Here is a 24,200-nt window from a genome sequence, read left to right as displayed (position 1 = left end):
AATACAATGGAGAACTCAAAGATCCAAAAATTTTCAAGGATTAATTCTGAGGCAGTACATTCAATACGATCAGAGTTCGAAAGAGAGTTGAAGAAATGAAGCGTCTTCAGATGATTAGAAAAAAAGAAAAAGAATATCATGATGATTGTTACGAAAATCTTGAACTTTTCAAACCAGGATCATGGCTACATAAACCAGTAAAGACAGTAATGGATTTAATGTGTAATTTTGAAAGCTTGGATACAGTGAATGTATTAGATTTAGGGAGCGGTGTCGGAAGGAATAGTATTCCTATAGCAGAGATTTTAAAACACAAAGAAGGCAAAGTAGTCTGCATCGATTTATTGGAATCAGCTATAACAAAATTAGAGGAATATAGTGAAAAATATGGTGTGAGTGCTAAGATAAGTCCGGTGTTATCAGACATTGCAGATTATATGATTCCTAATGATTATTTTAATTTGATTTTTTCAGTCTCTTCACTTGAACATTTGGAGTCGGAGGAGAGATTTGATGACGTAATCGAAAATATGCTCTATGGTACAAAGAAAAAGGGTGTAAATTGCATAATTATTAGCACAGGGGTTAGAGAGACACGAATGGATACTGGCGAGCATATCGAGCCAATGTACGAGTTGATGTTCGAGACTACATATTTAAATGAAAAACTTGAGAAGATGTATAACAACTGGAAGGTATTGAAGCATACAGTAAAACCGTATGAGGTAGAGATATCCAGAGATGGAAGTAGAGTTTTGCTTGAAAGTGATGAGTGACATGGATCGTACAAAATATATAACGAAAGCTAAAAGGAGGCCATAATGAAGAGATTGATTTTACTGTTTACAGTTATCATTCTAACAACTTTATCCGTTGTAATTGTGGCCAATTTTTATCCCAAGGAAGTTAAAATTAACGCACAAGGAATAAAATATAGATTAGGAACTGAGCATGATGAGTCAGAGAAACTTGTAAATGTAAATATTGAAGGAAAGTTATATAAAAAAATTTCTGGTGAAAGAAGATTTGAAGGGACGATCGACATAGAAGGTGAAGAAATACCTGTTCCAAAAGATCAGAGGAAACTAAATATACCAATAACAAATGATGGCTGGGGCGCTATTAGCTACCCGTATTTTACATACAGAAAAGAAGACAATGGAGTAGCTAGTACTAATATTTATCAGTACGGATCACTCGTAATAAATAATGACTTCAGTAAAGTGACGATTTTAGTTTCTGATCAAAATCAAATAAAAGGAAATGGGGGTATATCTTGGAGTGAGGAAGATGGTCAAATGATAACAGTGCCAGCTAGTAGCAGAGCAGAAGCAATCCATATTTCAAATGAGATCATGGAATTATTTTTAAAAGGATTGAAATTGAAATAATGAAGTCATGAGTATGATGATAGGAGGTTAGATAATCATAACTGATTATTGAAAGAGAGATCATATTTGAAGATGACGGTTGGGATGGTTGGTTTGTTGCTTTAGATGAAGAAGAAGTTGTTGGTGCTATTGGTGGAGGCATCAAACAAAAATGGAGAAAAATATAAGGTGTTTAGATATGTTCGGAAAATATGAATGCACATTTATCAGAAAAAATCGGCTAAGAAAGGAAAAAATTTATGAACAACCAACCCTTGAAATTCACTAAAGGCAGCAAGGTAGGGCTGATAGCTTGTTCGGATGGTTTGAAAGAGGAGGCGTTGCCCAAAATTAATGAACTCATCCAAACTTTAAACCATTTTGGACTTGAAGTCATTGTTGCGCGTACTTTGATGAGAAGAGCCAGCTATTTCAGTGGGACTCCAGCGGAACGAGCGGAGGAACTGAACCGATTGTTCAAGAACGATGAAATATCCGCAATATTCGATATATCCGGCGGAGATTCAGCTAATCAAATCCTAGATTACCTGGATTATGATTGTATCAGAATAAATCCAAAACCTTTTTTTGGAATTAGCGATCTGTCGGTTATTTTGAATGGATTGTATACAAGAAGTGATTCGATTTCATTTCACTTTCGGTTAATGAATCTGGTCTATTCTGATGGAGAAGTACAAAGGAAATGGTTTTACCGAACCTTTTTCGAGGGCCAGCACGATCTTTTCGATTTTAAATACAAATGGGTTCGCGGAAATCATATGAGTGGAATAGTCATTGGTGGAAACATTCGATGCTTTTTGAAATTGTCGGGAACAAACTATTTGCCAGACCCCGAAGGTAAGATACTATTTTTGGAGAGCTTAAGTGGGCGGGCGAGCAGAATCGTTTCGTTAACAACTCAACTGCATCAGATCGGATATCTGGATAGATGTGCGGGATTGATCCTTGGATCATTTACAGAATTAGAGAACTATAATGAATATTCTATCGTCGAAGAATATATTAAAGAGATTACGCAACGAACCGGAATTCCTATCATCAAAACCGATGAATTAGGGCATGGAAGTCATAGTAAATGTATTATGATTGGGCAGAATATTGTTTTGTAATACAAAGTATAATCGGACGGCATGCTATATGAATATATCGGCTAGTGAACCTTCTTGCTAAAAAGCAGAAGGTTTTTATAGTTTCAATTTATATGTCAATAAATCCAAACTAATCCATTTCTGGTATACTGAAATCCTTTTTTATGTTATTATATATCCATATTTTAGTTTATATCTATGTTTATTGTAAATTTTTTGTCGCAACTTGTCGTCCTTATTATTCATCGAAGGGGTGGTAGTAATGCCAGATGCAAGTTTAATGACACCAGAAAGAGTACAAGCATTATATTCTTTCAGAACCGCAGATTTTTTTATGTTTCGTACTCCTTTATTGCCTCTAAATGTATATGACGATGTCTTCTCAGGGACAGAAGGAGGCGGGCAGGATAACGGTCAAAATGAATATCAGGCTCATGCTAGCTACCTAGTGCATACGGCTCTTCATCCAATAATTCGGGAAGCGATTGCGATCTCAAGTCCAAGTTTATTGGCTTCCCTTGATAATTTTGATTTTTCATTCAGCCATAAAAAGAGTTTGCAGCGAATCCGAAGCCTAACCCGTTACCTGATACGCATCACGACCCGTCCAACGCCATTTGGATTACTTTCAGGTCTGGATTATGGCACTTTTAAGGATCATACCCAGTTATCTTTAGAACCTTTAGAAAGCTATACAAAATATACACGTCCGGATATGGAATGGTTGCTGAAGGTAATCAGTGATCTGGAAAAAGATGACCGGGTCATCGACGGCGTTACGGTTCAGAGTAATCCTTCCGTTTACAGAGCGGGCAGCCGATTAAAGAACCCTTACCACACTGGCTTTGGTCAAAATTTAAAGGTAGGGAAATCGTTTCAGAACGATTCCGTGACGATCCGCTTGACCCCGGTTGTCGAGGATGTATTAGACAAGGCACAGAAACCGCTCTCCTTTTTGGAGTTACAGGATTGGGTTTACAATAAATATCCCGAAACCGATCGTGAAGTCATCAAGCCATTTCTAAAAGAACTCATTCGACAGGAATTTTTAATGACCTCCTTACGACCACCTCTGATGAACACAGAGCCTTTCTCCTACCTCTTGCAGGAACTTCAGAAAAACAGCAGGATAGACGACATGAACAGCATCTTAAATACGCTTTATAAAATGCTGCAGGACTTTGACAGCTTACCGATCGGAGAAGGGGAGAAGCAACTGCGTAATATACGGCAGTTCATGAAACAAATTCATGAAGCAAAAGATGTCTTGCAAGTGGATTTGGCCTTATCCAGCAAGCCTCTCCACCTGCACAGTTCCATCCAGGAAGAAATTGAACGTGCGGCGGATGTTCTATGGAAACTTGCTCCTTCGATGACAGGCACTGTTTCTCTACAATCTTATCTGAACGATTTTATGGAGCACTACGGAGAAGATCAGGAGGTCCCCTTGCTGGAATTGTTAGATCCTGACTTGGGATTAGGGGCCCCGGCTACATATTTATATCCGCCATCCAGCCGAACACTGGGACAAAAACCGGAGATTTTCCCTAAAGAGAGGGAGATTCTCATAGAAGAATGGATTCGCCAGGCGATGATGGATCACAGTATGGAGATTGAGTTGACAGAGGAGAAGATTAAACAGTTACAGGTAGGGGAGCTACAGGAACATGAGCTTCCTACTTCAATGGAACTCTATTTCAACCTGTCTGCGTCCTCTGCTGCAGCCGTCGACCAGGGGGATTATCAGCTGATACTTGCGCCTAATCCTGGTTCCCTGGGAGCAGGTAAGACGTTTGGGCGTTTCATGCATATGATGGGCGAGTCTACTAAAGATAAGCTTAAACAGTTGTATGAAGAGGAGAAAAGCCTTGGTGAGGATGAAATCTGGGTGGAGATTGTCTATCTACCTTCTGCCGGCCGATCTGCGAATTTAGCGATCAGCGACAATCTTTCGTTCTATGAGCTGGCGATTGGCACGCATTCTTCTAAGAGTGAGAGACAGACCATTCCCGTTTCAGACATTCTCGTAGGATGCCATAATCATTGTTTTTATTTAAAATCCAAGTCGTTGGGCAAGAGAATTGTGCCGCATATTAACAATATGCTCGATTGGTCTAAAGCTCCGAATATATATCACTTCCTGGCGGATATGGCTTTTGAAGGCAAGCGCAGATGGGTTCCGATCCACTGGACCAGCAAAGATATTCTTCCGGTCATCCCCCGAATTCGAGTCGGCCGTGTCGTCCTGATTCCGGCGGAATGGAGACTAAACCAAAGTACGCTTGAAGTCGACAAAAGCATGTCGCTAGAAGCGTGGATGAAAGAATTTATGGCATTTCGGAACAAAATGAAAATCCCCCAATATGTCTTTTTAAGGGAAGAAGACCATCGTCTACTGCTAAATTTGGATCAGATTCTTCATGTGGATTTAATTCGGCAGGAGTATGAACGGCTGAAGCCGGGTGAGTTAATCCGCCTAACCGAAACGGAGATGCTTTCAGAAGAACACTGTTGTACAGGCCCGGACGGTAGATATATGACGGAGATCGCCGTTCCATTGATTAGAAGATCTTCAACTTCTACTCATCATCAAAATTCTTCCCCTCCGGTTAAGCATGAGTATATTTCAACAGCCGAGCGTTTGCACCTTCCGGGCAGTGAATGGCTGTATGTAAAAATGTATGGTTTTAGTGGGCGGCAAGAAGAGTTTATTGCTAATCCACTATACAACTTTGTTAAAGAGTCTTTGCAAGAGGGGTGGACGGATCAATTTTTCTTTATCCGTTATTCAGATGAAGGGGCCCATCTGCGGATTAGATTTCACGGGGATGCTGCGAATCTAGTTCAAGAAGGAATACCGAAGCTCTATCAGTGGGCGAAGGGTTTACAGCAGGAAGGTTTGCTATCGCGCATGGTCATTGATAGTTATGATCCTGAAATTGAGAGATATGGCGGTAAGTCGCTCATTTCGGCGGCAGAGAGGCTATTTTGTCAGGACAGTCTCATGGTTACGGAATGGATTCGGAATAAGCAGCTGGGTCTTCTTGAGATGGATTATGACTTTTTTGGCATTGTCAGTGTTATTGATATGTTAAACAACTTTGGTTATTCGACCTCAGGATCTATGGACTGGCTTATTCCTGGATCGTCTCATAAGGAGTATTTGGATTTGTACCGGAAATACCGGACTAAACTGCTAGGATGGGTTGAACCTGGTCTTGTCAAGGCTCCCGAGAATGCGGACCGTCCTCTAGTGACAAATCTGCTTGATGCGAGAAGCGCTTCGATACGCGATTATGCTGAACGGGTCCAAATGATGGACTTGCAGGGAAGTTTGTTGAATCATCCACAATACTTAGTAAGAAGCATGATTCATATGCATGTAAACCGATTGGTTGGAACGGATCGTGTTAGAGAGATGAAAATTCTGACTATGGCTAGACATACGATGCGGAACTTGGCTCAGATCCGAGGAGTGATGCCATGACAGTCAGAGAAGAGATCCTTCATTTCAAAATAATCAATATCATTCGCTCGTTTAAATTGCTCCCACGTGTGTTCAAAATATTGTGGGAAACCCACAAGGTCTACTTTCTTATCATTCTGATCTTAAATGTGATCAAGGGACTCATCCCGGCTGCGCTGCTTCTGGCGACCCAAAATCTGATAAACAGTGTAGTTATCGCGCAGGACAGTGGCAACTTTGAAAGTATTATACATGCATTTATTTGGATGGTAGGTATTACCTTGTTTAACGAGCTTTTAGGTTATACCGACAACTATTTTCACCATTTGTTTGAAACGATGCTGTCCAATGAAGTGAATATTAAAATTATGGCTAAATCCGTCAAGTTGTCTCTGTCTACATTTGAGGAAGCAGAGGTTCAGGATCAATTAACGCGGGCGCAAAACGAAGCAAATATTCGTCCCTATCAAATATTTACGACGATTCTTTCTTTAATAAGCGGGACGGTTACGCTTTTTTCTACCGCGGCCATTTTGCTTGTCTGGCGGTGGTGGGTGGCGGTCTTATTAATTTTGCTGCCAGTATCTTCATTTGTCTCTTTTTTAAAATTAGGCCAGCGAGAGTTTGACGTTCATTTCAAGCGGGCACCTAAAATGCGGGAGTCCTGGTATTTATCTTTTCTATTAACGAAAGACGTCAGCTTTAAAGAAATAAAACTGTACAATCTGGGCAACTACTTGCTGGGTCACTACAAGGCTATTTACAGGCAATTTTTTGCGGAAGATAAAAAACTGGCGTTTCGAAGGTTTTCGCTGTCCAGTGCTTTTCAGCTGTTTCATTTGTCTGTGATCAGTTCCGTCATTTTCCTCGTCCTGTGGTCTGCGTACACCGGGGAAATTATGATTGGCAGTCTTGTAGCCATGATACAGGCTGTCAGCAGTACACAGTCATCTTCTCAAGGAGTACTTCAGCATCTGCTATCACTCTGCCAACACAACCTCTATATGCAGCAGTTATTTTCATTCCTGGATTTGAAGGTGGAGGAAACAGGCGCTCAAAAACCGGAGATTGCAAACAATGACAAATTAAATCGGTTGGAGCTTAAAGGAGTCAGTTTTAAATATCCGAAAAATTCAAAGTATGCTGTTCACGAGGTCAATCTGGAATTGAACAAAGGGGAAACGCTGGCTTTGGTCGGTAAGAATGGTTCGGGTAAGTCAACTTTAGTGAAGTTGCTAACTCAACTTTATCAAGATTATGAGGGAGAGATTCTGATCAATGGGCACTCCGTGAGGGATATGGATCACTCTCAGCTTTTACAGAAAATCGGTGTCGTTTTTCAGGATTTTGTACATTATGAGATGCCGATGAGGCATAACATTGCTTTCGGTGAAGTTCGGCAAGTAGACAACGATCAGCAGATTATGGAGGCTGCAAGGAAAGTTGGCATTTTACCGTTAATAAATCGGCTCCCTCAAGGTTTGGATACACAGATGGGCAAGTGGTTTGAAGAAGGGCATCAGCTCTCCGGAGGACAATGGCAGCGGGTTGCTATAGCCAGGGCCTATATCCGAAACGCAGATCTGTACATTTTGGATGAGCCTAGTGCATTTCTGGACCCGGAAGCGGAGTATGAAGTTTTCCAAATGTTTAGACAGCTAGTGGAAGACCGAATGGGAATCTTTATTTCCCATCGCTTCTCCTCTGTTCGATATGCCGATAAAATTGCAGTCATGGATGAAGGGAAAATTGTGGAGTATGGCAATCACTATGAGTTGATGGCGCTCCGGGGCTTATATCACGAACTGTATACGATGCAGGCTTCGGCTTATCTCGATAATGAAAAGGTTGTGAGAGTATGATGAAAGCAGACCTGATAGATTTAGGAGAAGGTGAGTTGAAGGAAAAAGTACGGTCTGAGGTGCTTCAAGCGGCTGCTTTATTAGGAGACCGTGATTACGTCAGAAAAATAGTGTTACAGGAAGCAGAAAAAACCGAGTCGCATCCTCTGCTCGGAGCTGTTTGGGATGATTTAAGCCTTTCCCATGGATTGCCGGGCCTTTGTATCTTGTTTGGACAGCTGGATCGGTTAGATCCGGATGGGGGCTATGACGAGATTGGACACCAATATATGCTTGACATGAAAGCGAGAATTGATGAGGAAGGTATTCAGCAGCTTTCTCTATGGGGCGGGTTAGCAGGGATTCTGATGGGGGCAAAAGCATTGTCGCGTGATCGGACCCGATATACTCATTTTATTGACCAAATGCTGAACCTGTTTACGAATCATTATAAATTGCAGCTGGATGCATCTGTGGAAGCTATATCATCCGGGGGCGATATGTTTCACTATGATGTGATCCAGGGATGGAGCGGCATGGGGCGTTGTTTGTTACATTTCATAGATCAGCCTCACATTCGGAAGGCAGTAGAAGATATTTTGGAATATTGCGTACTTTTAGCTCAGCCTAAAACGGTGAACGGGCAGTTGGTTCCAGGATGGCATATTCCTTCCCGTTTTCTCATCCATGAGCATGAACGGGAGTTATATCCGAATGGCCTGTTTAATTGTGGATTGAGTCATGGAATCCCTGGAGTATTGGCTTTCTTGTCTCTCTCCTATGAACAGGGTGTGATCGTTCAGGGGCATAAAGAAGCGATCGAGACGATTACCGGATGGCTTATTCAATGGGCAAGCGAGGATGAATACGGCCTATTTTGGCCTGCTTCTATAAGTTGGGAAGAACAAATAACGAACACATATTTGAGAGAACCCAAAAGCCGTGAAGCCTGGTGCTATGGCTCCCCCGGTGTCGCTAGATCGCTGTGGCTGGCAGGTACTGCGTTAGATCAACCAGAATGGAAAGATACAGCGTTGTCAGCCATGCTCGCTACTTTTAAGAGACCTCTTGAACAATGGAATCTTTTTTCTCCAATCTTTTGCCATGGGTGGAGTGGATTACTCCAGATTACGAATCGAATGTGGAGAGAGAGCGGTCATAAAGATCTGCAGCGGGAACGCGGCCGGCTTATTCAGCTTATTTTTGAATCTTATCAGTCTGATGCTCCATTTGGATATACAGACGTCGTCTCTGTCGATGGCAAGTTTATCGAAGTGAGCAAACCAGGACTGTTGGAAGGTTTGGCAGGAATCACTCTGGCATTACTGGATACAGTATTTGAGCCGGGAGATGATTGGGACTCTGTATTCCTTATTAAGTAAACATAGTAATATATTGTAAATGATAGATTTATATGTTACTATAAAAGAGTAGATAATCATCTACAAAATTATTTTTGAGAGGAGTAAGTAAAATGGCTAAAAACTCCATGTTTGACTTGGACGTTCAAGTAACGTCGGTGAAAGATGAGGTAAATGTTCAAGCAGCACAGAGCAGACTGATTTGCACTCCTGGTTCTTGCAGTGGAAATAATTGTGTTCTTACTACATGGAGAGGTTGTCCTACTTACGGTCCGAAATGTGATATCTAGCAAGCGAATAAAAAACAACCCCCAATTCCTGATCCTGGGGGTTGTTTTTTATGACGATATGATTTTTAAACGCCGCTGCCTTGCACATCACTGGATACATAATGATAGTAACTGATGGCAGTACATAGAATGGACAAGGTCAGTAAGGTTCCAAAGCCGCGGATCATGAGCGGGCCTTCCAGCGGGCTGTCGATAATAAATGTGACAAATGAATACGGATTATAGACGGAATATTGGAATGGAGTGGCGGCAATCATCAGAATGACCGATGAAGTGACTCCTGCAATACCGACGATAATCCCGGCGATGACCTGTCGGCTGAGGACTCCTGCGAGAATAGCGATCGGAACGAGCAGAAATTGTAGTCCTATAATTTTTAAAAGCTCCAGTACTTTGTTGGTAAATAAATCGAAGGGTAAGCTCGTTGTTGTAAATATGGACCCAATTCCCAAGCTGATGAGGAAGGTAACCCCAATGATCGCAGCGATGAGCAGGAGCAGGATGCATAGTTTACCGAAAAAAAACAAAGCGCGATGCCGGGGATACAAAAAAATAGAGTTAACCGTTCCCTCGTGGTATTCCCTCGCGAACAGGAAACTGGCCAGCATTGCAAACACAGGAGGGCCAATCAGCATATTAATTAATGCTTGGCTGTACACTAAAAACCCGCTCCATTGAGGTGGAGAATCCAGTACATACCAAGAACCGAAACCGATAAAAAACGAGATGAGAGAAGGAATTACAATCACTGCTGCTAAAACCCATAGAATAGAAGCTCGCTTACATTTAAGAAGTTCTGTATATAAAATGGTTCTCATTGCACTACCTCCGCTAATTTCCTAACTTCCACTGTGTATATCCGATTGTGTATAACTGTAAAGGGTGGTGTAGAGGCATACGATAAAAATAATCAGCATCGTTAATAAGCCTCTCCATAAAATCCAATCAGGAATACCATTGCCAACGGTCAACTGACTTACTATGTAGGAGGGGAAGTAGTAAGGATTGAATGCGGAGTATTGTGGAGGCACACTTGTAAGGACAGTCATAATGGAAGCGGCCACCCCGCCTGCGCCTACGATGATACTGGAATAGCTGTTTTTCAACAAAACCGCTGGCACGAGGGCAATAAAGCATAGGGCAAACTGCCATATAGCGATAATAACCAAATTTTGAAGATGGATCAGCAGTGTCGCTCCAGTCAGTTGTTCCTGGGTCAATAATAATCCTGCGATCCCTACCAGCACATAAGATAGAAACAAGCTGATCAAAATGATGGGAAACAGCAGCAAGATTTTTGTTAAATAGATTCGCAGTCTTGAATAAGGTGAAATGAAAATATAATTAACCGTGTTTTCCTGATATTCACGCGCAAAGATAAAACCAGCAATTTGAGCAAAGCAGGGCGGAGCCAGCAGCAAATTGATCAGGAATTCATGTGTAGCAAATATATCAAACCAGCCGACACTTTTTCCGCTGCTGAAAATTCCCAGGCTAATGACAATTTGCAGAATTAGCGGCAGCAGAATAAAGATGGATAGGACTGCGGCAACCGGCGAACGCTTCAGCTTGGTCATTTCCGTGAATAATAGATTAGACAACAGCATTCCCTCCTGTAAGATCGAGGAAATATTCTTCCAGGTTTCCTTTATGGAACACCAACTCCGCGACATCGACGCAGTTTTCAACTAGCGTCCGGTTAATCATCATCGATTCGTCCATACGCTCATAAATTCTGATCTTTCCCGATTCTATAATGATGTAATCCTCTATTCCCAAGTTCTCCTGCAGGATGAAGGCAGCATGCTGATCGTTCGATACGGTAACCTCCAAAAAGTGCCTGTTCTTCTGCCGAAGCTGTTCCATATTCATTTCCTCAAGAAGCTGGCCTTGATGAATGATGCCAATTTTGGTTGCGAGCTGTTCAATCTCATTTAAAATATGACTGGATACGAGAATCGTAATATCACGGTGTTTGGCCAAATCCAGCAAAAGGTGGCGAATGTCTTTAATCCCTTGCGGATCGAGTCCATTGGTCGGTTCATCAAGGATGAGAAAGTCAGGTTGGTGGAGCAGGGCTCGGGCCAATCCAAGCCGCTGTTTCATGCCGAGAGAAAATTTGCTGACTTTCCGGTTTCGCACTTCCAGCAAACCAACCAGTTCGAGTGTCTCCTCAATTGAAGATTTCGAAGATATCCCCATCAGCCTTCGATGAATATCCAGATTCTCGTAAGCTGTAAGATTTTTATATGAACCGGGGGTTTCGATGATGGCGCCTACTCTTTCAAAAGCTCTAAAACTGTTTTTGGTAATTTTCTCACCAAACATTTCTACCTCTCCTGAAGTAGGCTTCACTAGACCGAGCATCATCCGGATTGCAGTTGTTTTTCCGGCACCATTTTGTCCTAGAAAACCATAAATTTCACCTTTGCTGATCGACATATTCATCCTGTTGACGGCTATATGTTGATCATATGTCTTCGTCAAATTGATTGTTTTTAGTATAGGTTCCATAGAGAGAAAACTCCTTTCTTACTTTCGATTGTAATCGCAGAATCTTACAAAAACCTTACCGATTAGCAGGGAGTGTAAGAAAAAAAGTCGTCTTCTCGTAGGGGACGCTGGTAACGGTCAGTGATCCGTTTTGCTTCTCGGCTAGCTTCTTAGCGATAGCTAACCCCAATCCGCTTCCTTGTATATGATGGCCTCTGGAACGCTGACCTGTATAGAAGCGGTTGAAAATGTAAGGCAAATCCGCAAGAGCAATCCCTTTGCCCCGGTCCCATACTTGTACAATAACATCATCGGTGGACTCCTGAATTTCAACACCGAGAAGTTGGCCATCCGCGCCATAGCGATATGCGTTAGTGATCAAATTCAGCAAAATCCGCTCTGTTCCAAGCGCATTGCCGTAAACAAGTACCGGTTGATCTGGAAGACGCAGCACGGGCTCGACCTGACTAAGTTCTATGGGTTGATGCAGGGATAGAATGACTTCTTGAACAACTGCAACAATGTCAAAAGGGGCAAGATGGAGAGGGGACTCTATGGAATCAAGTTTGGCCAATTCAAAAAAATCATTAATCTGGGTTAGTAATTTTACAGCTTTGGCATGGACCACATTCATATAGGAATCCTTATCTTGCAAAGATAAGCCGGCAGCATTTCTCTGAATGACCTCAATATATCCTAACAATGAAGTGAGCGGGGTTCTCAGGTCATGGGAGAGATGCACCAGCATCTGGTTTCGCTCCTCTTCCAAGAAAAGCGTGCGCTCCCCTAACTGTTTATGATGTTCCAAGAAGCGATTGAGCTCATCAGTCAATTGATGCAGCAGCTGCACGGATGATTGAACGCGCACACGCTGGTGGTCATTGGCTGTTCGGATGCGCAGCAGGGTATGGGTGATTTTACGGAGCTGCTTGCAAAGATGTCTATACCGAATGATCAAGCCGCCCAGTAACAGAGTTACGACCAAGGCATAAACAATTAAGATCGTTACCATGCGGCGGTCTCCGATTCCAATTTGCCCATTCTGTAACCGATCCCCCAAATAGTTTGGATATAGACAGGTTGAGAAGGATTTTCTTCAATCTTGCCACGTAATCTCCGGATGTGAACCATAACGGTGTTGTCATCTGAAGTATAGTCATCAGGCCAGACGGCATCAAAAATCTGTGACTTACTGTATATTCGTTTCGGGGAGCGCATAAGCAGCTCCAAGATGGCAAACTCTTTGGCAGTTAGAGGAATGGTCTGATTTCGCACCGTGATTTCGCAAGTATGGCAGTTGAGCGTTAGATCACCATGAACCAATATAGGAGGATCTTCTAAGGGCTGCTCGTTCAGTTTCAAGTACCGTCTGAGCTGAGCATTGACCCGTGCTATGAATTCACCGACATGGTACGGCTTGGTTAGATAATCGTCCGCACCAAGATTGAGCCCAAGAATTGTATCAGATTCTGAATCCCGGGCGGTCAAGATCAGAACAGGTATATTCATATGTTCCCGAATCCATTGCAGTACTTCCCAGCCGTCCATATCAGGCAGCATCAAGTCGAGGATAACCAAATGATAAACTCGATTCCGCAAGGCTTCACAAGCCGTTTTTCCGTCATATACAGCATCTACCATATAATTCTCTTCAGAAAGTGTTTTCACGATCAGCTTACTGATCTCCAGATCATCTTCCACTGCTAAAATATGAGGCTGTATCATGTTTACCAACTCCAAAAATGTTCATTTATCGTACTCTACAAATCTAATATATTATAAAATTATACCATAAAAGTATAATTCTAAAAGAATACGTGCTTTCGGGAATGTTTGCAAGGATTAAGAGGTTCAAAATTAAGGCGGATTTTAATACCCCATAGAGGGAGGATAAGTATGCTTGATAGAACGTTCGCATCTTTTTATGTGGTATAGTTTGTTTATACTATTATAGGGGAAAAAGGTGTGAAATTTGATGAAGGCCGAGACCGTCAAAATATATGGCAGAGTAACCGACTTCTATAATCATCCTCTTGAAGGAGCAGTCGTCCGTATTTTAAATGATAGATTTGAAGATATTACCAATACATATACCAATGATCATGGACAATTCGAGGTTGTTTTGGATAAAGGGATGTATTACGCATTTTATGCCTGCAAAGATTATGGAGTTCATTATTTGGAATATTGGGCATGGAACATACCCGCATATCAAGATATCGAAATGAATTCTAAAATAGACGGATTAGAAGTTTATTCACTAAGAGCATTTAAAGTTTTTCGTAATTTTCCTCAATTAATGCTTTACTTCAGGCCGATGAGTTTAAAGAGATCGCAACCACTAAGAGAGAATATTCAAATATTAGATTCATCCCAGATCATAGATATCGCCCCCAATTTAAAAAAAGATGATCTTAAAGTATTCATCAATGGAAAGAAATCAGAAATCTATCAAATCAACAAGGTCCAGGAATACGCGGATCAAAATAATATATATGCTTACTTAATACATGTTAGTTTGGATTCAAGTACAAATCTCTTTGAATATAACAGAATTGATATAACGATAAAGGATGATGAAACCGGCGAATTTGGAATGGGGACAACGTATTGGAAAGAAGAGGCGACAATAAACTATTAAACGTTGTACGCAGTATGTAATGTAGTATAAAAATGAAAAAATGACCAATAATAACAATTGAAGGGTGGAAATGTGACAACTTTTTAAAAAAGGAGATTTTAAACGAATTATTTGTTTGTAATCATTATAAACAAGCTTGACAGATTTCATAATTTGGTTAATTATAATGATTGTAAGGTAGTTCGGAGATGGTGTTGCATGTTCTGAATAGCCTCAAACTAATATTCAACAAAGGAGATATGAGACATGTCAGTAATTGGAACAGAGGTATTACCATTTAAAGCATCCGCATTTCATAACGGCAAATTTATCGACGTTACCGAGGAAAATTTCAAAGGTAAGTGGAGTGTTGTTTGCTTCTATCCAGCGGACTTTACATTCGTTTGCCCTACCGAGCTTGAAGATTTGCAGGATCAATACGCAACATTAAAAGAACTCGGTGTTGAAGTCTATTCCGTTTCTACTGATACTCATTTTACACATAAAGCATGGCATGAAAGCTCTGAAGCGATTGGCAAGGTTACTTACATTATGATCGGTGACCCTTCCCATGTCATCTCCCGTAACTTTGATGTACTGAATGAAGAGGAAGGACTTGCAGATCGCGGTACTTTCATCATTGATCCAGACGGTATTATTCAAGCTGTTGAGATCAATGCGGGAGGCATTGGCCGTGATGCAAGCACTCTTATTAACAAGATCAAAGCTGCACAATATGTCCGGAACCATCCAGGTGAAGTTTGCCCAGCTAAATGGCAGGAAGGTGGACAAACACTTAAGCCAAGCCTTGATCTTGTAGGAAAGATTTAAGGTGATAAAATGGCACTAGATCAAGAAATTAAAAATCAACTAGCGCAATATCTTGAACTCTTGGAAGGTGATATCGTCCTCAAAGTCAGCGCAGGCTCTGATGAGGCATCCACAAACATGCTGGATCTGGTCAATGAACTGGCCAGCATGTCTTCCAAGATTAAGGTTGAGCATACGCAGTTATCCAGAACACCGAGTTTCAGTGTAAATCGTGTAGGTGAAGATACAGGAGTTGTCTTTGCTGGAACTCCGCTGGGACACGAATTTACCTCATTAGTGCTGGCTCTGCTTCAGGTTAGCGGCAGACCTCCAAAAGTGGAGGATAGCGTAATTGATCAGATCAAAAACCTTCGCGGTGAATATAAGTTTGAAACTTATATCAGCCTGAGCTGTCAAAACTGTCCTGATGTTGTACAAGCTCTGAACTTGATGAGCATCCTGAATCCTGGCTTCAGTCATACGATGATTGACGGTGCAGTATTCAAGGAAGAGGTAGAAAGCAAGGACATTATGTCTGTACCGACCGTATACCTCAATGGTGAGTTTTTCGAAAGTGGTCGTATGACCGTTGAAGAAATTCTTGCTAAGCTGGGAAGTGCCCCAGACCCATCTGAGTTTGATAATAAGGACCCTTATGATGTGCTCGTTGTTGGCGGTGGTCCGGCAGGTGCAACTGCGGCCATTTATGCGGCGCGTAAAGGGATTCGGACAGGCCTTCTTGCTGAACGCTTTGGTGGTCAGGTCAATGATACTTTGGCTATTGAGAACTTTACTAGCGTTAAATATACCGAAGGTCCTAAGCTTGTAGCCAGTATTGAAGAGCAAGTTAAAGCGTATCCTATTGATGTTATGAAACTACAACGTGCAAAAAGCTTGGAGAAGAAGGATCTTATTGAGATTGAACTTGAGAACGGCGCTGTTCTAAAGAGCAAAACGGTGATCCTTTCGACAGGTGCTCGTTGGCGGAATTTGGGTGTTCCTGGTGAAGCGGAGTTCAAGAACAAAGGTGTGGCGTACTGCCCGCATTGTGATGGTCCTTTGTTCACTGGAAAAGATGTTGCCGTCGTCGGCGGTGGTAACTCAGGTATTGAAGCGGCGATTGATCTTGCAGGTATTGTAAGACACGTAACCGTTCTTGAGTTCGCACCGGAGCTTAAAGCAGACGCTGTGTTGCAAGATCGTCTCTATAGTTTGCCTAACGTGACTGTACTTAAGAACGTACAGACGAAAGAAATTACCGGAACCGATAAGGTCAACGGTGTTTCCTATATCGATCGTGAGACAAATGAAACTCACCATATCGAATTGCAAGGTGTGTTTGTACAGATCGGCCTTGTACCGAATACAGAATGGTTAGGTGACTCGGTTGAGCGTAATCGCTTCGGCGAGATCGTTGTAAACAGCCACGGAGCTACAAACGTTCCTGGAGTGTTTGCTGCTGGTGATTGTACGAATAGTCCATATAAGCAGATCATCATTTCTATGGGATCAGGCGCAACTGCATCCTTAGGTGCATTCGATTATATCATCCGCAATTAATGAATCATAGTTATTAAACAAAAGCCCTCATCTTCTTATAAAGTGAGGGCTTTTGTGATGTTTTTTTACAATTTGTGCAAATAAGAATTTACGAATCCAGCATGTTTTCCAAGGATTAAGTCGAGATTGTAGTATATAATATGGGTTAGTGATCCATTTATACAATTAGTGGAACAAATCATTCAGAGATGGAAGTTGAGGTAGCGCTGATGAGAACTGCTGAAATCCTATCGATTAATATTGGCAAGCCAATACAAGTACAGTTTAAAAACAAAGAAATTTCTACGGGGATATTCAAGACACCCACGAATGACCCCCTTTTTTTGTCGTGGTTGAAGTTTGAGGGGGATGGACAAGCTGATCTTGTCCACCATGGAGGCAGAGAAAAAGCTGTATGCGTTTATTCTTTTGATCATTATTCTTATTGGGAAAAGGAATTGCAGAAAACGTTAGAATATGGAGCTTTCGGCGAAAATGTAACGATTCGGGGGATGGTGGAAACGGAAGTTTGTATAGGTGATATTTTTAAGTTGGGTGAAGCGGTTGTTCAGATCAGCCAGCCGAGGCAGCCTTGCTACAAATTGTCCGTCAAATATGATAAACCTGATATGCCGTTGAGAGTACAGGAAACGGGCTATACCGGATTTTATTTTCGTGTTTTGGAACAGGGGATGGTATCCAGGTCGGATCGCTTGATCAAGCTCGACTCCCATTCGAAAGCAGTATCGGTATCATATGCAAATCATATTATGCACCGGGATAAAAACAATATCGAAGGTATTCAAAAAATCCTTGAAGTGGAAGAGCTGTCGGCAAGCTGGAGAAAAACATTTTTGAAACGGCTGGAAGGCAGCGAAACGAACGCCCGAGAGAGATTAACCGGTGATAAATAGATAAACCATATAAATAGAAAGCAAACACTTTTGGTCTGGCTTTTGTACAAGTCAGGCTTTTTTGATGTTTCATCAAAAAAATTGGGAGATTAACGGTATAAATGATTCCTCAATCTTTGAACCACTTAAAGAGGGTTGAAAAAGCACCCTCTTTCTTAGTCTGATTGTGGCTCTGCCTATTGTAATGCCTTTATCACATCTTGTCTCGTCGCCCATAGAGCAGGATATAAAACCGCTCCAGCACCAATCATCGGAGAAGCAACAACTAAACCAATCAGAAGGAAAGGCATTGCATGGAAGGTAGCAGCATTTAAACTTTCAAGCAAACAGTAAGCGGAAATTGTTGAAAATCCGACTGCGAACATCCCAACTGTTCCCGTTAAAAGAGCTCCTTCCAGTAATAACAACGAGAATAACCGTTTTTTTGTATTACCAAGCACTCGTAACATACTCAGCTCTTTAAGTCTTTCTTTTATACTACTCGCAGCACTGTTCATTAATCCAATGATCGTAAAGACAATGATTAATCCTACAGCAAAATATAAAATAAAAACCCGTTGGAGAAACTGTTCCTCTAATGCTGTTAACTCTTCAGCGCGGTCGTATAAAATGGTATTCGAATATTGAGGATCTTGTAGCAGTGATTGAATGGATGCTGCAGTTTCTGTCTTTTCATCATGAAGAATATTCATATCTACCCGATAGAGTGTTTGAATACCAAATAGTTTATCCATGTTCTTCCGAGTCGTATAGAAGTGGTAATCTTCGTTCAAATGATCCGCATTTATAACAACTCCTTCTACCACGAACTCTCTTTCATCTAAAACAGCAGAGTCATCTGATACATTCACAACAATTGTATCACCTAATTCATACCCCAGCTTTTTTGCTGTTTTTTCCGGAATCACTACGCCATTTTTACTCATCTTGTCTTCGGATGACAAACCATTCTCTGTCATAATATTTCCTGCATCAAAACTCGATTGGAGATCTGTCCCGTTAATCCCAAATACCACATTTGATAAGCCATCTTGATTTAATAGATCAAAAAGAACTACATTTGTATAATAATAAGCTTCTATGCTCGGATCGGTTTCCACTATTTCATAGAAAGAGTATGAAAATCCTTCTGATTCTGGTGACGAAATCGAAGTCACACGGAAATCATATGGATGTGTTTCTTTTATAATTTCAGTGGTATCGTTCTTGACGGTCGTTAAAATGACAATTCCAATCATCGAAATCGCAATTCCAATCGTAAAAATTACGGAAAGCTGTACATTCCTATTTAATTGTCTAATTAAATTTCGATCAGCTAAAACCACTTCGATTGGTACTTTGTAAAACTTAGAAATTAAAGCGATAAGCTTGTTACAGAGCGCAAAAATGATCGGTATACTAAGAAATGCACACACGAGGAATAGGATTGCATTGACAATGTACATGTGCCTTGATTGCCATAGAAATAAATTGATCAAGAATAAGGCACATCCGATAATTGTCACTAGGATACTTATGAGTGAAAATCTCTTTGACAATGATTGAACGTTCGCAGAACCTCTATATGCAACAATCGGTGGGGCTAAGCTGGCTTGATAAGCAGGCATAAACGAAGAAATGAAGATCACAAGGCTAAATATGCCTAAACTTAGGAATAAGTCTGACCAAGGAAAAACAAGCTCAACATATTGAACACCCATCTTATTCATAAACCAGTCAATGAAAGCAATAGGTACTAACATTCCTGCAACCAACCCTACCACTAAAGATAGTAATCCTATTAATAAGGATTCCATCAAGACAAGCAAGAGGATATGTCTTTTTTCAAAACCTAACAGTCTCAACGTTGCTAATTCTTTTTGCTTTTCTTGAACAGACATGCGCATTGTACTGATCATGATCAACGCACTCACAAGGTAAATAGCAATATGAAGACCTTGTATAATCGGTCCCAGGCCTCCAATATTCTCACGCTCCTTATCAATCACTTCTCTTTGGTCAATAAAAAAATCAGGATTTACTTCGCGCAATTGGTTAATTACCTTGGATTTATTCTGGTAGTGATCCATTTGAAGAATGACCGCTGTCGTTCGCCCTTCATTGGATGTTGCTTGTTGCAGCCATCCGTAGTCAAAAATAACCATATTGGAGAGTGCTTCATTGTCTTCGGTAAACCCGGAAATCACAATTTCCTTCATCCCATTTGGCGGAAATCTCATTTCAATTGAAGAATCTATCTTCAAGTTATGTTGTTTTGCATAGAAAGAAGAAATTAAGGCTTCCCCTTCTTTCGGAAAATGCCCTTCCGCTACGGAAACAAAAGGATGCTCTAAAGATAAATCATTATTTTCAAACCCTACATAAATCGGTTCTCCCCACATATCCATTTCCGTCTCTTTATTTAAATATGGATATAAGATCAGACTTGTATGCTCAACAGCACTTAAACTTTTAATGGCTTTTATTTCCTCTGCTTCAACGGATTTCTCTGCTGTCTGATAACCTACTAATAAATCAAAGTCACCATGTTGCTCTTTCATCGCCCTTTCATTGGACGCTTCTAAACTAGCAATCAAAATTTGGGCAACAACGATTAACGCAACTCCTAACGAAACGCCAGTTATTAGAAAAACATTTCTGCTTTTATGAGCTAACAAAAATTTCGCAGCAGTTTTAAATAACTTTCTCATATGCCCAACCCCTCGACTTTTGAAGAGATTATCCTAACCTTCTCCTGATTCTCTAAGACGGAATTGGACAAATGAAGCGTATCAACAATTTTTCCGTCAGACATAAAAACGACTCGATTTGCATAGGCTGCTACATTTGCATCATGTGTCACTAAAACTAACGTATGATTGAATTGACTACAAAATTGTTGTAGTATACGCATCATTTCTTTTGATGTTTTGGAATCAAGGCTTCCGGTCGGTTCATCTGCCAGAATTAATTCGGGTTCATTGATCAGTGCCCTTGCGATCGCTACTCTTTGCTGTTGCCCTCCAGATAAGAGAGTGGGTTTAGATTGAATAAAAGAACCTAAACCAACTAAATTTAGTAAATCCACTGCTTTTTTCTCCAAACCTTTTTGGTTTTTATTGTTTAGCATGGCTGGGAGTGTCACATTCTCGATCACAGATAATACGGGGATTAAATTAAAAAATTGAAAAATAAACCCGATTTTTTCTCTACGTAAAAGAGTCAATTCATAGTCCGAATACCCTTTTATGTTTTCACCGCTTATCAGCACTTCTCCCTCATCATACTTGTCCAACCCAGATATCATATTTAAAAGAGTTGATTTCCCGCAACCACTTGTGCCCATGATTGCAACAAATTCTCCTTGTTCAACGGTTAAATGGATATGATTCAATGCTTTTACTTTGTTTTGTCCTTGACCGTATACTTTAGATAGTCCTTTGACTTGAAGAACTGGCATTTTTATCTCCTCCTTATTTTGCTTCACATATTATAACGAGGAGGTATCATTTTTTTATCCAGCTTGTATCAAGACTTTATCAAGAAAGATCATCATTTTATAAAAAAATCCGAAGGGAATGATTCCCTCCGGATTTTTATGTTCTTTTGTAATTTGGAAATACTTTCGGTAGCTTTACGATGATTTTAGCACCTTTTTCTTCCTCATTTGAGGCCTGGATTGTACCATTATGCTTCTGAATAATCACTTGTGCAATGGTTAAACCTAGCCCCATTCTTTGATCTGAACTGAACTTTTCTTCTTCACCTTTATATAAAGGTTTGAATAGGTGCTTTAGATCTTCTTCGGTAAACCCTTTGCCATGATCACGGATCATCGTTTCGATAAAATCTTCACTTTCACTAATGAACACTTCAATTTTCTCTTTTGACGGGCTATGGCGGATACAATTGACAAGCACATTTTCAAATGCTCTTCGTAGTAGTAGATAGTCACCAGCAATGAATTGACTTGTTCTATTCTCAACTTGGAGTATAAGGTCTTTCTCCGAGAGGTTGAAAACTAACATTTGTTGTAAGTCGATGATCACATTGTTGACTTGAAATACTGTTATTTCTTCGAGTTTAATTTGTCCTTCAATATTTGCGTAATTAGCCAAAGACGTGACCAGTTCATTCAGATGGTTGGCTTGTTTCATACTCATTTCTAAATATTGCATTTTCTTTTGTTCATTTTTAACGATCCCCTTTGTCAAGCCTTCCAAGAAGCCTCGTAATGAAAAAATAGGCGTCCTTAAATCATGAACAATGGAAGACACAAAGAGCTTTCTTTCTTCTTCTAAGCGTTCATTAGCCTGCCTCGATAATTTAAGTTTTTTAGCCATTTCAATAAAGGCATGAGCGGTATAGTTCATTTCTTTAATACTTGAACTTGGCAAGCTTATGTTGTATATCCCTTTCGCTATAAGATGTGAAGATTCATTTATAGAGCGCAAGGGCTTTATTAAATTTACTTGTAGAAATAATATAAAGAGCACGGACACTAGAGAAAATGCACTAATGTAGATGATGAAGTCATAGTTTATACTTTTAAGTTGTTCTTCTGCAGGTCTAGGATTGTTAATATATACGGATGCAATTAATGAATTGTCTGAATAAATATTATAATGGTCTAGGGCTGGATAATAGAGTTCATAGAGATTTCCCGAAAGAGCTCGATCACTTTCAATTAACAAAGTATTGTCAGGTTTCTTCATGTCTTTGGTTTGAAGCAAATCTCCATTATCAAAAATCATTAGTAAACCCATGTTATCTTCTTCGGCTTTCATTTTGATTTGACTTTTCCATTCGTCTTTGTAGAACTGTGTCTTATCTACATCCAATATGTTCTCTTGTACCCATAAATTCGAGTTGTATGTTTGATTCTCTTTGGGTGACAACATGTCCGTTAGATTTGAAACTGTCCTCACCAAAAGAATCGGTGAGAAAATAATAACAACTAGACTCAATAGAATAAACACCCTAAAACTAACCTTTGGCATCTTTTATCCTTTCACTCTTTTATGCAGCTGGTAACCAACGGCTCTTACTGTTTTTATCTCAGGAATAGAAGAAAAAGGAGCTAACTTTTCTCTTAAGTTTGCAACATGGACTCGCACACTATGAAAGCTCGTTACGTCATCATTCCATATTCTTTCTATGATCTGCTCATATGTAAGTACAATCCCTTCATTTTCCATAAAAAAATGCAGTAAATCGAACTCAATTGTCGTTAGGTCAACCTCTTTCTGCGCTACTTTCACTGACCTTGTGTCTTCGTTTAATTCAAGTTGATCGATAGATAAAACTCTCCGTGCTTCTCTAGCTTTCCGAGTATGTATAGCAAATCTTCTTTCAACTGCCTTAACCCTTGCCACAATTTCGCTTGGGCTAGCTGTTTTGACAATATAATCATCAGCTCCAAGCGTAAGACCTCTTATTTTATCTGCATCGCTTTGATATGCACTCAAAAATAAGATAGGAACTTCTGATTCTTTTCGAATTCTCTTGCAAAGTGCAAAACCGTCTATTCCAGGCATCATAATGTCTAAAATTATACAATCTATTTTTACTTGACGTAAAAGGGATTGTGCTTCTTCAGCATTTTTAGCACTATAAACTTTGTAATTTTCCATTTCTAAAAAATCAGTCATCAATTGTATAATTTCTATATGGTCATCGACAATTAGAATATTCGTAAAAGACAATTTAACCACCTCTTCATTAAAACGAAAATCCCTCTATGAATCGGGCTTTACGTATCATATACTCTAAATAATATAGAATCATTCAAAGAATATCCAAGCTTTATAATTTATATCATTCTCAATTTATAGGATTATCCAACGTAGCGTTGAAAAATTCGAAAGAGAAAGGGTGGTCCGTGGGTGGTAACCATTAGGTCTGTCGCAGCGAGCGACTTAATACCATTGAATGAGCTTTATGAACAATTATCAGGAGAAAGAGCAAACAATGACTCTATGCTCCAATTGTTCCACACGATTCAAAACAATCCTCAGTATCATTTACTTGGGGCATATGTGGACGATGTGTTGGTCGGTTCGGTAATGGGAATCGTATGCCACGATCTGGTCGGTTCATGTCGGCCGTTTATGGTCGTCGAGAACGTTGTCGTATCAGACATGCACCAGGACATGGGCATTGGCAAAATGCTAATGGGGGACATTGAACGGATCGCCAGAGAACGCGAATGCACCTACATCATGCTGGTGTCAAGCGATTTTCGTCAGCAGGCGCACCGCTTTTATGCATCGCTCGGCTATGAGCCGGAGCGTGTGAGAGGATTCAGGAAAGAGCTAAAGTACAGCAGTATATGAAATCCAAGTGCATTGCCGTAGTATATTCATTCGAAAAAGCAGACTCGGCGTCGCCGTGCTGCTTCATTTTCGA

The 24,200-nt window shown here is 40.5% G+C and carries 21 protein-coding genes; 12 read left to right on the top strand and 9 right to left on the bottom strand.

Annotated features, from left to right (window positions below; translation table 11 throughout):
- Positions 1-95 precede the first annotated feature (95 nt).
- The 7 genes from C8268_RS02795 (at position 96) to C8268_RS22865 (ending at position 9,437) form a co-directional block, all read left to right on the top strand.
- Positions 96-776, top strand: a complete 681-nt coding sequence (locus C8268_RS02795; protein WP_199794801.1) for a class I SAM-dependent methyltransferase — start codon at positions 96-98, stop codon at positions 774-776.
- Positions 777-821: 45 nt separating this feature from the next.
- Positions 822-1,391 carry a hypothetical protein gene (locus C8268_RS02790; protein WP_106766274.1) on the top strand — a complete coding sequence of 190 codons (570 nt, stop codon included), beginning with the start codon at positions 822-824 and terminating at the stop codon, positions 1,389-1,391.
- 239 nt (positions 1,392-1,630) lie between these two features.
- Entirely contained in the window at positions 1,631-2,500 is an 870-nt protein-coding gene (locus C8268_RS02785; RefSeq protein WP_106766273.1) for a S66 peptidase family protein, read from the top strand.
- A gap of 241 nt (positions 2,501-2,741) precedes the next feature.
- The gene (locus C8268_RS02780) at positions 2,742-5,966 is read left to right on the top strand and encodes a lantibiotic dehydratase (RefSeq protein WP_106766272.1); all 3,225 of its coding nucleotides are present in this window, start codon (positions 2,742-2,744) and stop codon (positions 5,964-5,966) included.
- A complete protein-coding gene (locus C8268_RS02775; protein WP_106766271.1) occupies positions 5,963-7,807 on the top strand; it encodes an ABC transporter ATP-binding protein in 1,845 nt (614 codons plus the stop codon). The genes C8268_RS02780 and C8268_RS02775 overlap by 4 nt, the downstream gene beginning before the upstream one ends.
- Positions 7,804-9,168 carry a lanthionine synthetase C family protein gene (locus C8268_RS02770; protein ID WP_106766270.1) on the top strand — a complete coding sequence of 455 codons (1,365 nt, stop codon included), beginning with the start codon at positions 7,804-7,806 and terminating at the stop codon, positions 9,166-9,168. Before C8268_RS02775 ends, C8268_RS02770 begins: the two co-directional genes overlap by 4 nt.
- 92 nt (positions 9,169-9,260) lie before the next feature.
- Complete coding sequence (locus C8268_RS22865) at positions 9,261-9,437, top strand: FDLD family class I lanthipeptide (protein WP_199794800.1); 177 nt, start codon at positions 9,261-9,263, stop codon at positions 9,435-9,437.
- 65 nt (positions 9,438-9,502) lie between these two features.
- Here C8268_RS22865 and C8268_RS02765 read toward each other — a convergent pair whose 3' ends face one another.
- From C8268_RS02765 to C8268_RS02745, 5 genes are read right to left on the bottom strand one after another with little or no spacing between them, the layout of a single operon-like run.
- On the bottom strand, positions 9,503-10,255 hold the full coding sequence (locus C8268_RS02765) for an ABC transporter permease (protein ID WP_106766269.1): 753 nt from the start codon (positions 10,253-10,255) through the stop codon (positions 9,503-9,505).
- Positions 10,256-10,276: 21 nt separating this feature from the next.
- Positions 10,277-11,038 (bottom strand): ABC transporter permease, encoded by a 762-nt coding sequence (locus C8268_RS02760; protein ID WP_158702658.1) that lies wholly within the window; start codon positions 11,036-11,038, stop codon positions 10,277-10,279.
- A complete protein-coding gene (locus C8268_RS02755) occupies positions 11,031-11,951 on the bottom strand; it encodes an ABC transporter ATP-binding protein (protein WP_106766267.1) in 921 nt (306 codons plus the stop codon). Before C8268_RS02755 ends, C8268_RS02760 begins: the two co-directional genes overlap by 8 nt.
- 55 nt (positions 11,952-12,006) lie before the next feature.
- Entirely contained in the window at positions 12,007-12,942 is a 936-nt protein-coding gene (locus C8268_RS02750) for a sensor histidine kinase (protein WP_106766266.1), read from the bottom strand.
- On the bottom strand, positions 12,936-13,655 hold the full coding sequence (locus C8268_RS02745) for a response regulator transcription factor (RefSeq protein WP_199794799.1): 720 nt from the start codon (positions 13,653-13,655) through the stop codon (positions 12,936-12,938). The genes C8268_RS02750 and C8268_RS02745 overlap by 7 nt, the downstream gene beginning before the upstream one ends.
- Positions 13,656-13,905: 250 nt before the next feature.
- On the opposite strand from C8268_RS02745, the gene C8268_RS02740 reads away from it, so the two are divergent.
- From C8268_RS02740 to C8268_RS02725, 4 genes are all read left to right on the top strand, one after another.
- Positions 13,906-14,571, top strand: coding sequence for a carboxypeptidase-like regulatory domain-containing protein (locus tag C8268_RS02740; protein WP_106766265.1), 666 nt, complete (start codon positions 13,906-13,908; stop codon positions 14,569-14,571).
- Between the two features lie 246 nt (positions 14,572-14,817).
- Positions 14,818-15,381: an alkyl hydroperoxide reductase subunit C gene (gene ahpC, locus C8268_RS02735; RefSeq protein WP_106766264.1), complete on the top strand. Its 564-nt coding sequence runs from the start codon at positions 14,818-14,820 to the stop codon at positions 15,379-15,381.
- 9 nt (positions 15,382-15,390) lie between these two features.
- A complete protein-coding gene (ahpF, locus tag C8268_RS02730; RefSeq protein ID WP_106766263.1) occupies positions 15,391-16,920 on the top strand; it encodes an alkyl hydroperoxide reductase subunit F in 1,530 nt (509 codons plus the stop codon).
- Between the two features lie 209 nt (positions 16,921-17,129).
- Positions 17,130-17,813: an MOSC domain-containing protein gene (locus C8268_RS02725; protein WP_106769808.1), complete on the top strand. Its 684-nt coding sequence runs from the start codon at positions 17,130-17,132 to the stop codon at positions 17,811-17,813.
- A 176-nt stretch (positions 17,814-17,989) separates the two neighbouring features.
- On the opposite strand, the gene C8268_RS02720 is transcribed toward C8268_RS02725, so the two are convergent.
- The 4 genes from C8268_RS02720 to C8268_RS02705 all read right to left on the bottom strand — a co-directional run bounded on the left by C8268_RS02720 (position 17,990) and on the right by C8268_RS02705 (position 23,497).
- Positions 17,990-20,503 carry an ABC transporter permease gene (locus tag C8268_RS02720; RefSeq protein WP_106766262.1) on the bottom strand — a complete coding sequence of 838 codons (2,514 nt, stop codon included), beginning with the start codon at positions 20,501-20,503 and terminating at the stop codon, positions 17,990-17,992.
- The gene (locus C8268_RS02715; RefSeq protein WP_106766261.1) at positions 20,500-21,252 is read right to left on the bottom strand and encodes an ABC transporter ATP-binding protein; all 753 of its coding nucleotides are present in this window, start codon (positions 21,250-21,252) and stop codon (positions 20,500-20,502) included. The genes C8268_RS02720 and C8268_RS02715 overlap by 4 nt, the downstream gene beginning before the upstream one ends.
- 136 nt (positions 21,253-21,388) lie before the next feature.
- Positions 21,389-22,633, bottom strand: a complete 1,245-nt coding sequence (locus tag C8268_RS02710) for a sensor histidine kinase (protein ID WP_158702657.1) — start codon at positions 22,631-22,633, stop codon at positions 21,389-21,391.
- A gap of 162 nt (positions 22,634-22,795) precedes the next feature.
- Positions 22,796-23,497, bottom strand: coding sequence for a response regulator transcription factor (locus C8268_RS02705; RefSeq protein ID WP_106766259.1), 702 nt, complete (start codon positions 23,495-23,497; stop codon positions 22,796-22,798).
- A 180-nt stretch (positions 23,498-23,677) separates the two neighbouring features.
- Between C8268_RS02705 and C8268_RS02700 the strand changes: the two genes are divergently transcribed.
- The gene (locus C8268_RS02700) at positions 23,678-24,127 is read left to right on the top strand and encodes a GNAT family N-acetyltransferase (protein WP_106766258.1); all 450 of its coding nucleotides are present in this window, start codon (positions 23,678-23,680) and stop codon (positions 24,125-24,127) included.
- The last annotated feature ends 73 nt before the right edge of the window (positions 24,128-24,200 follow it).

Origin of the sequence: Paenibacillus faecalis, assembly GCF_900289175.1 — a bacterium.
GTDB lineage: Bacteria > Bacillota > Bacilli > Paenibacillales > Paenibacillaceae > Paenibacillus_AQ > Paenibacillus_AQ faecalis.
This window is presented reverse-complemented; position numbering and strand designations above follow the sequence as displayed.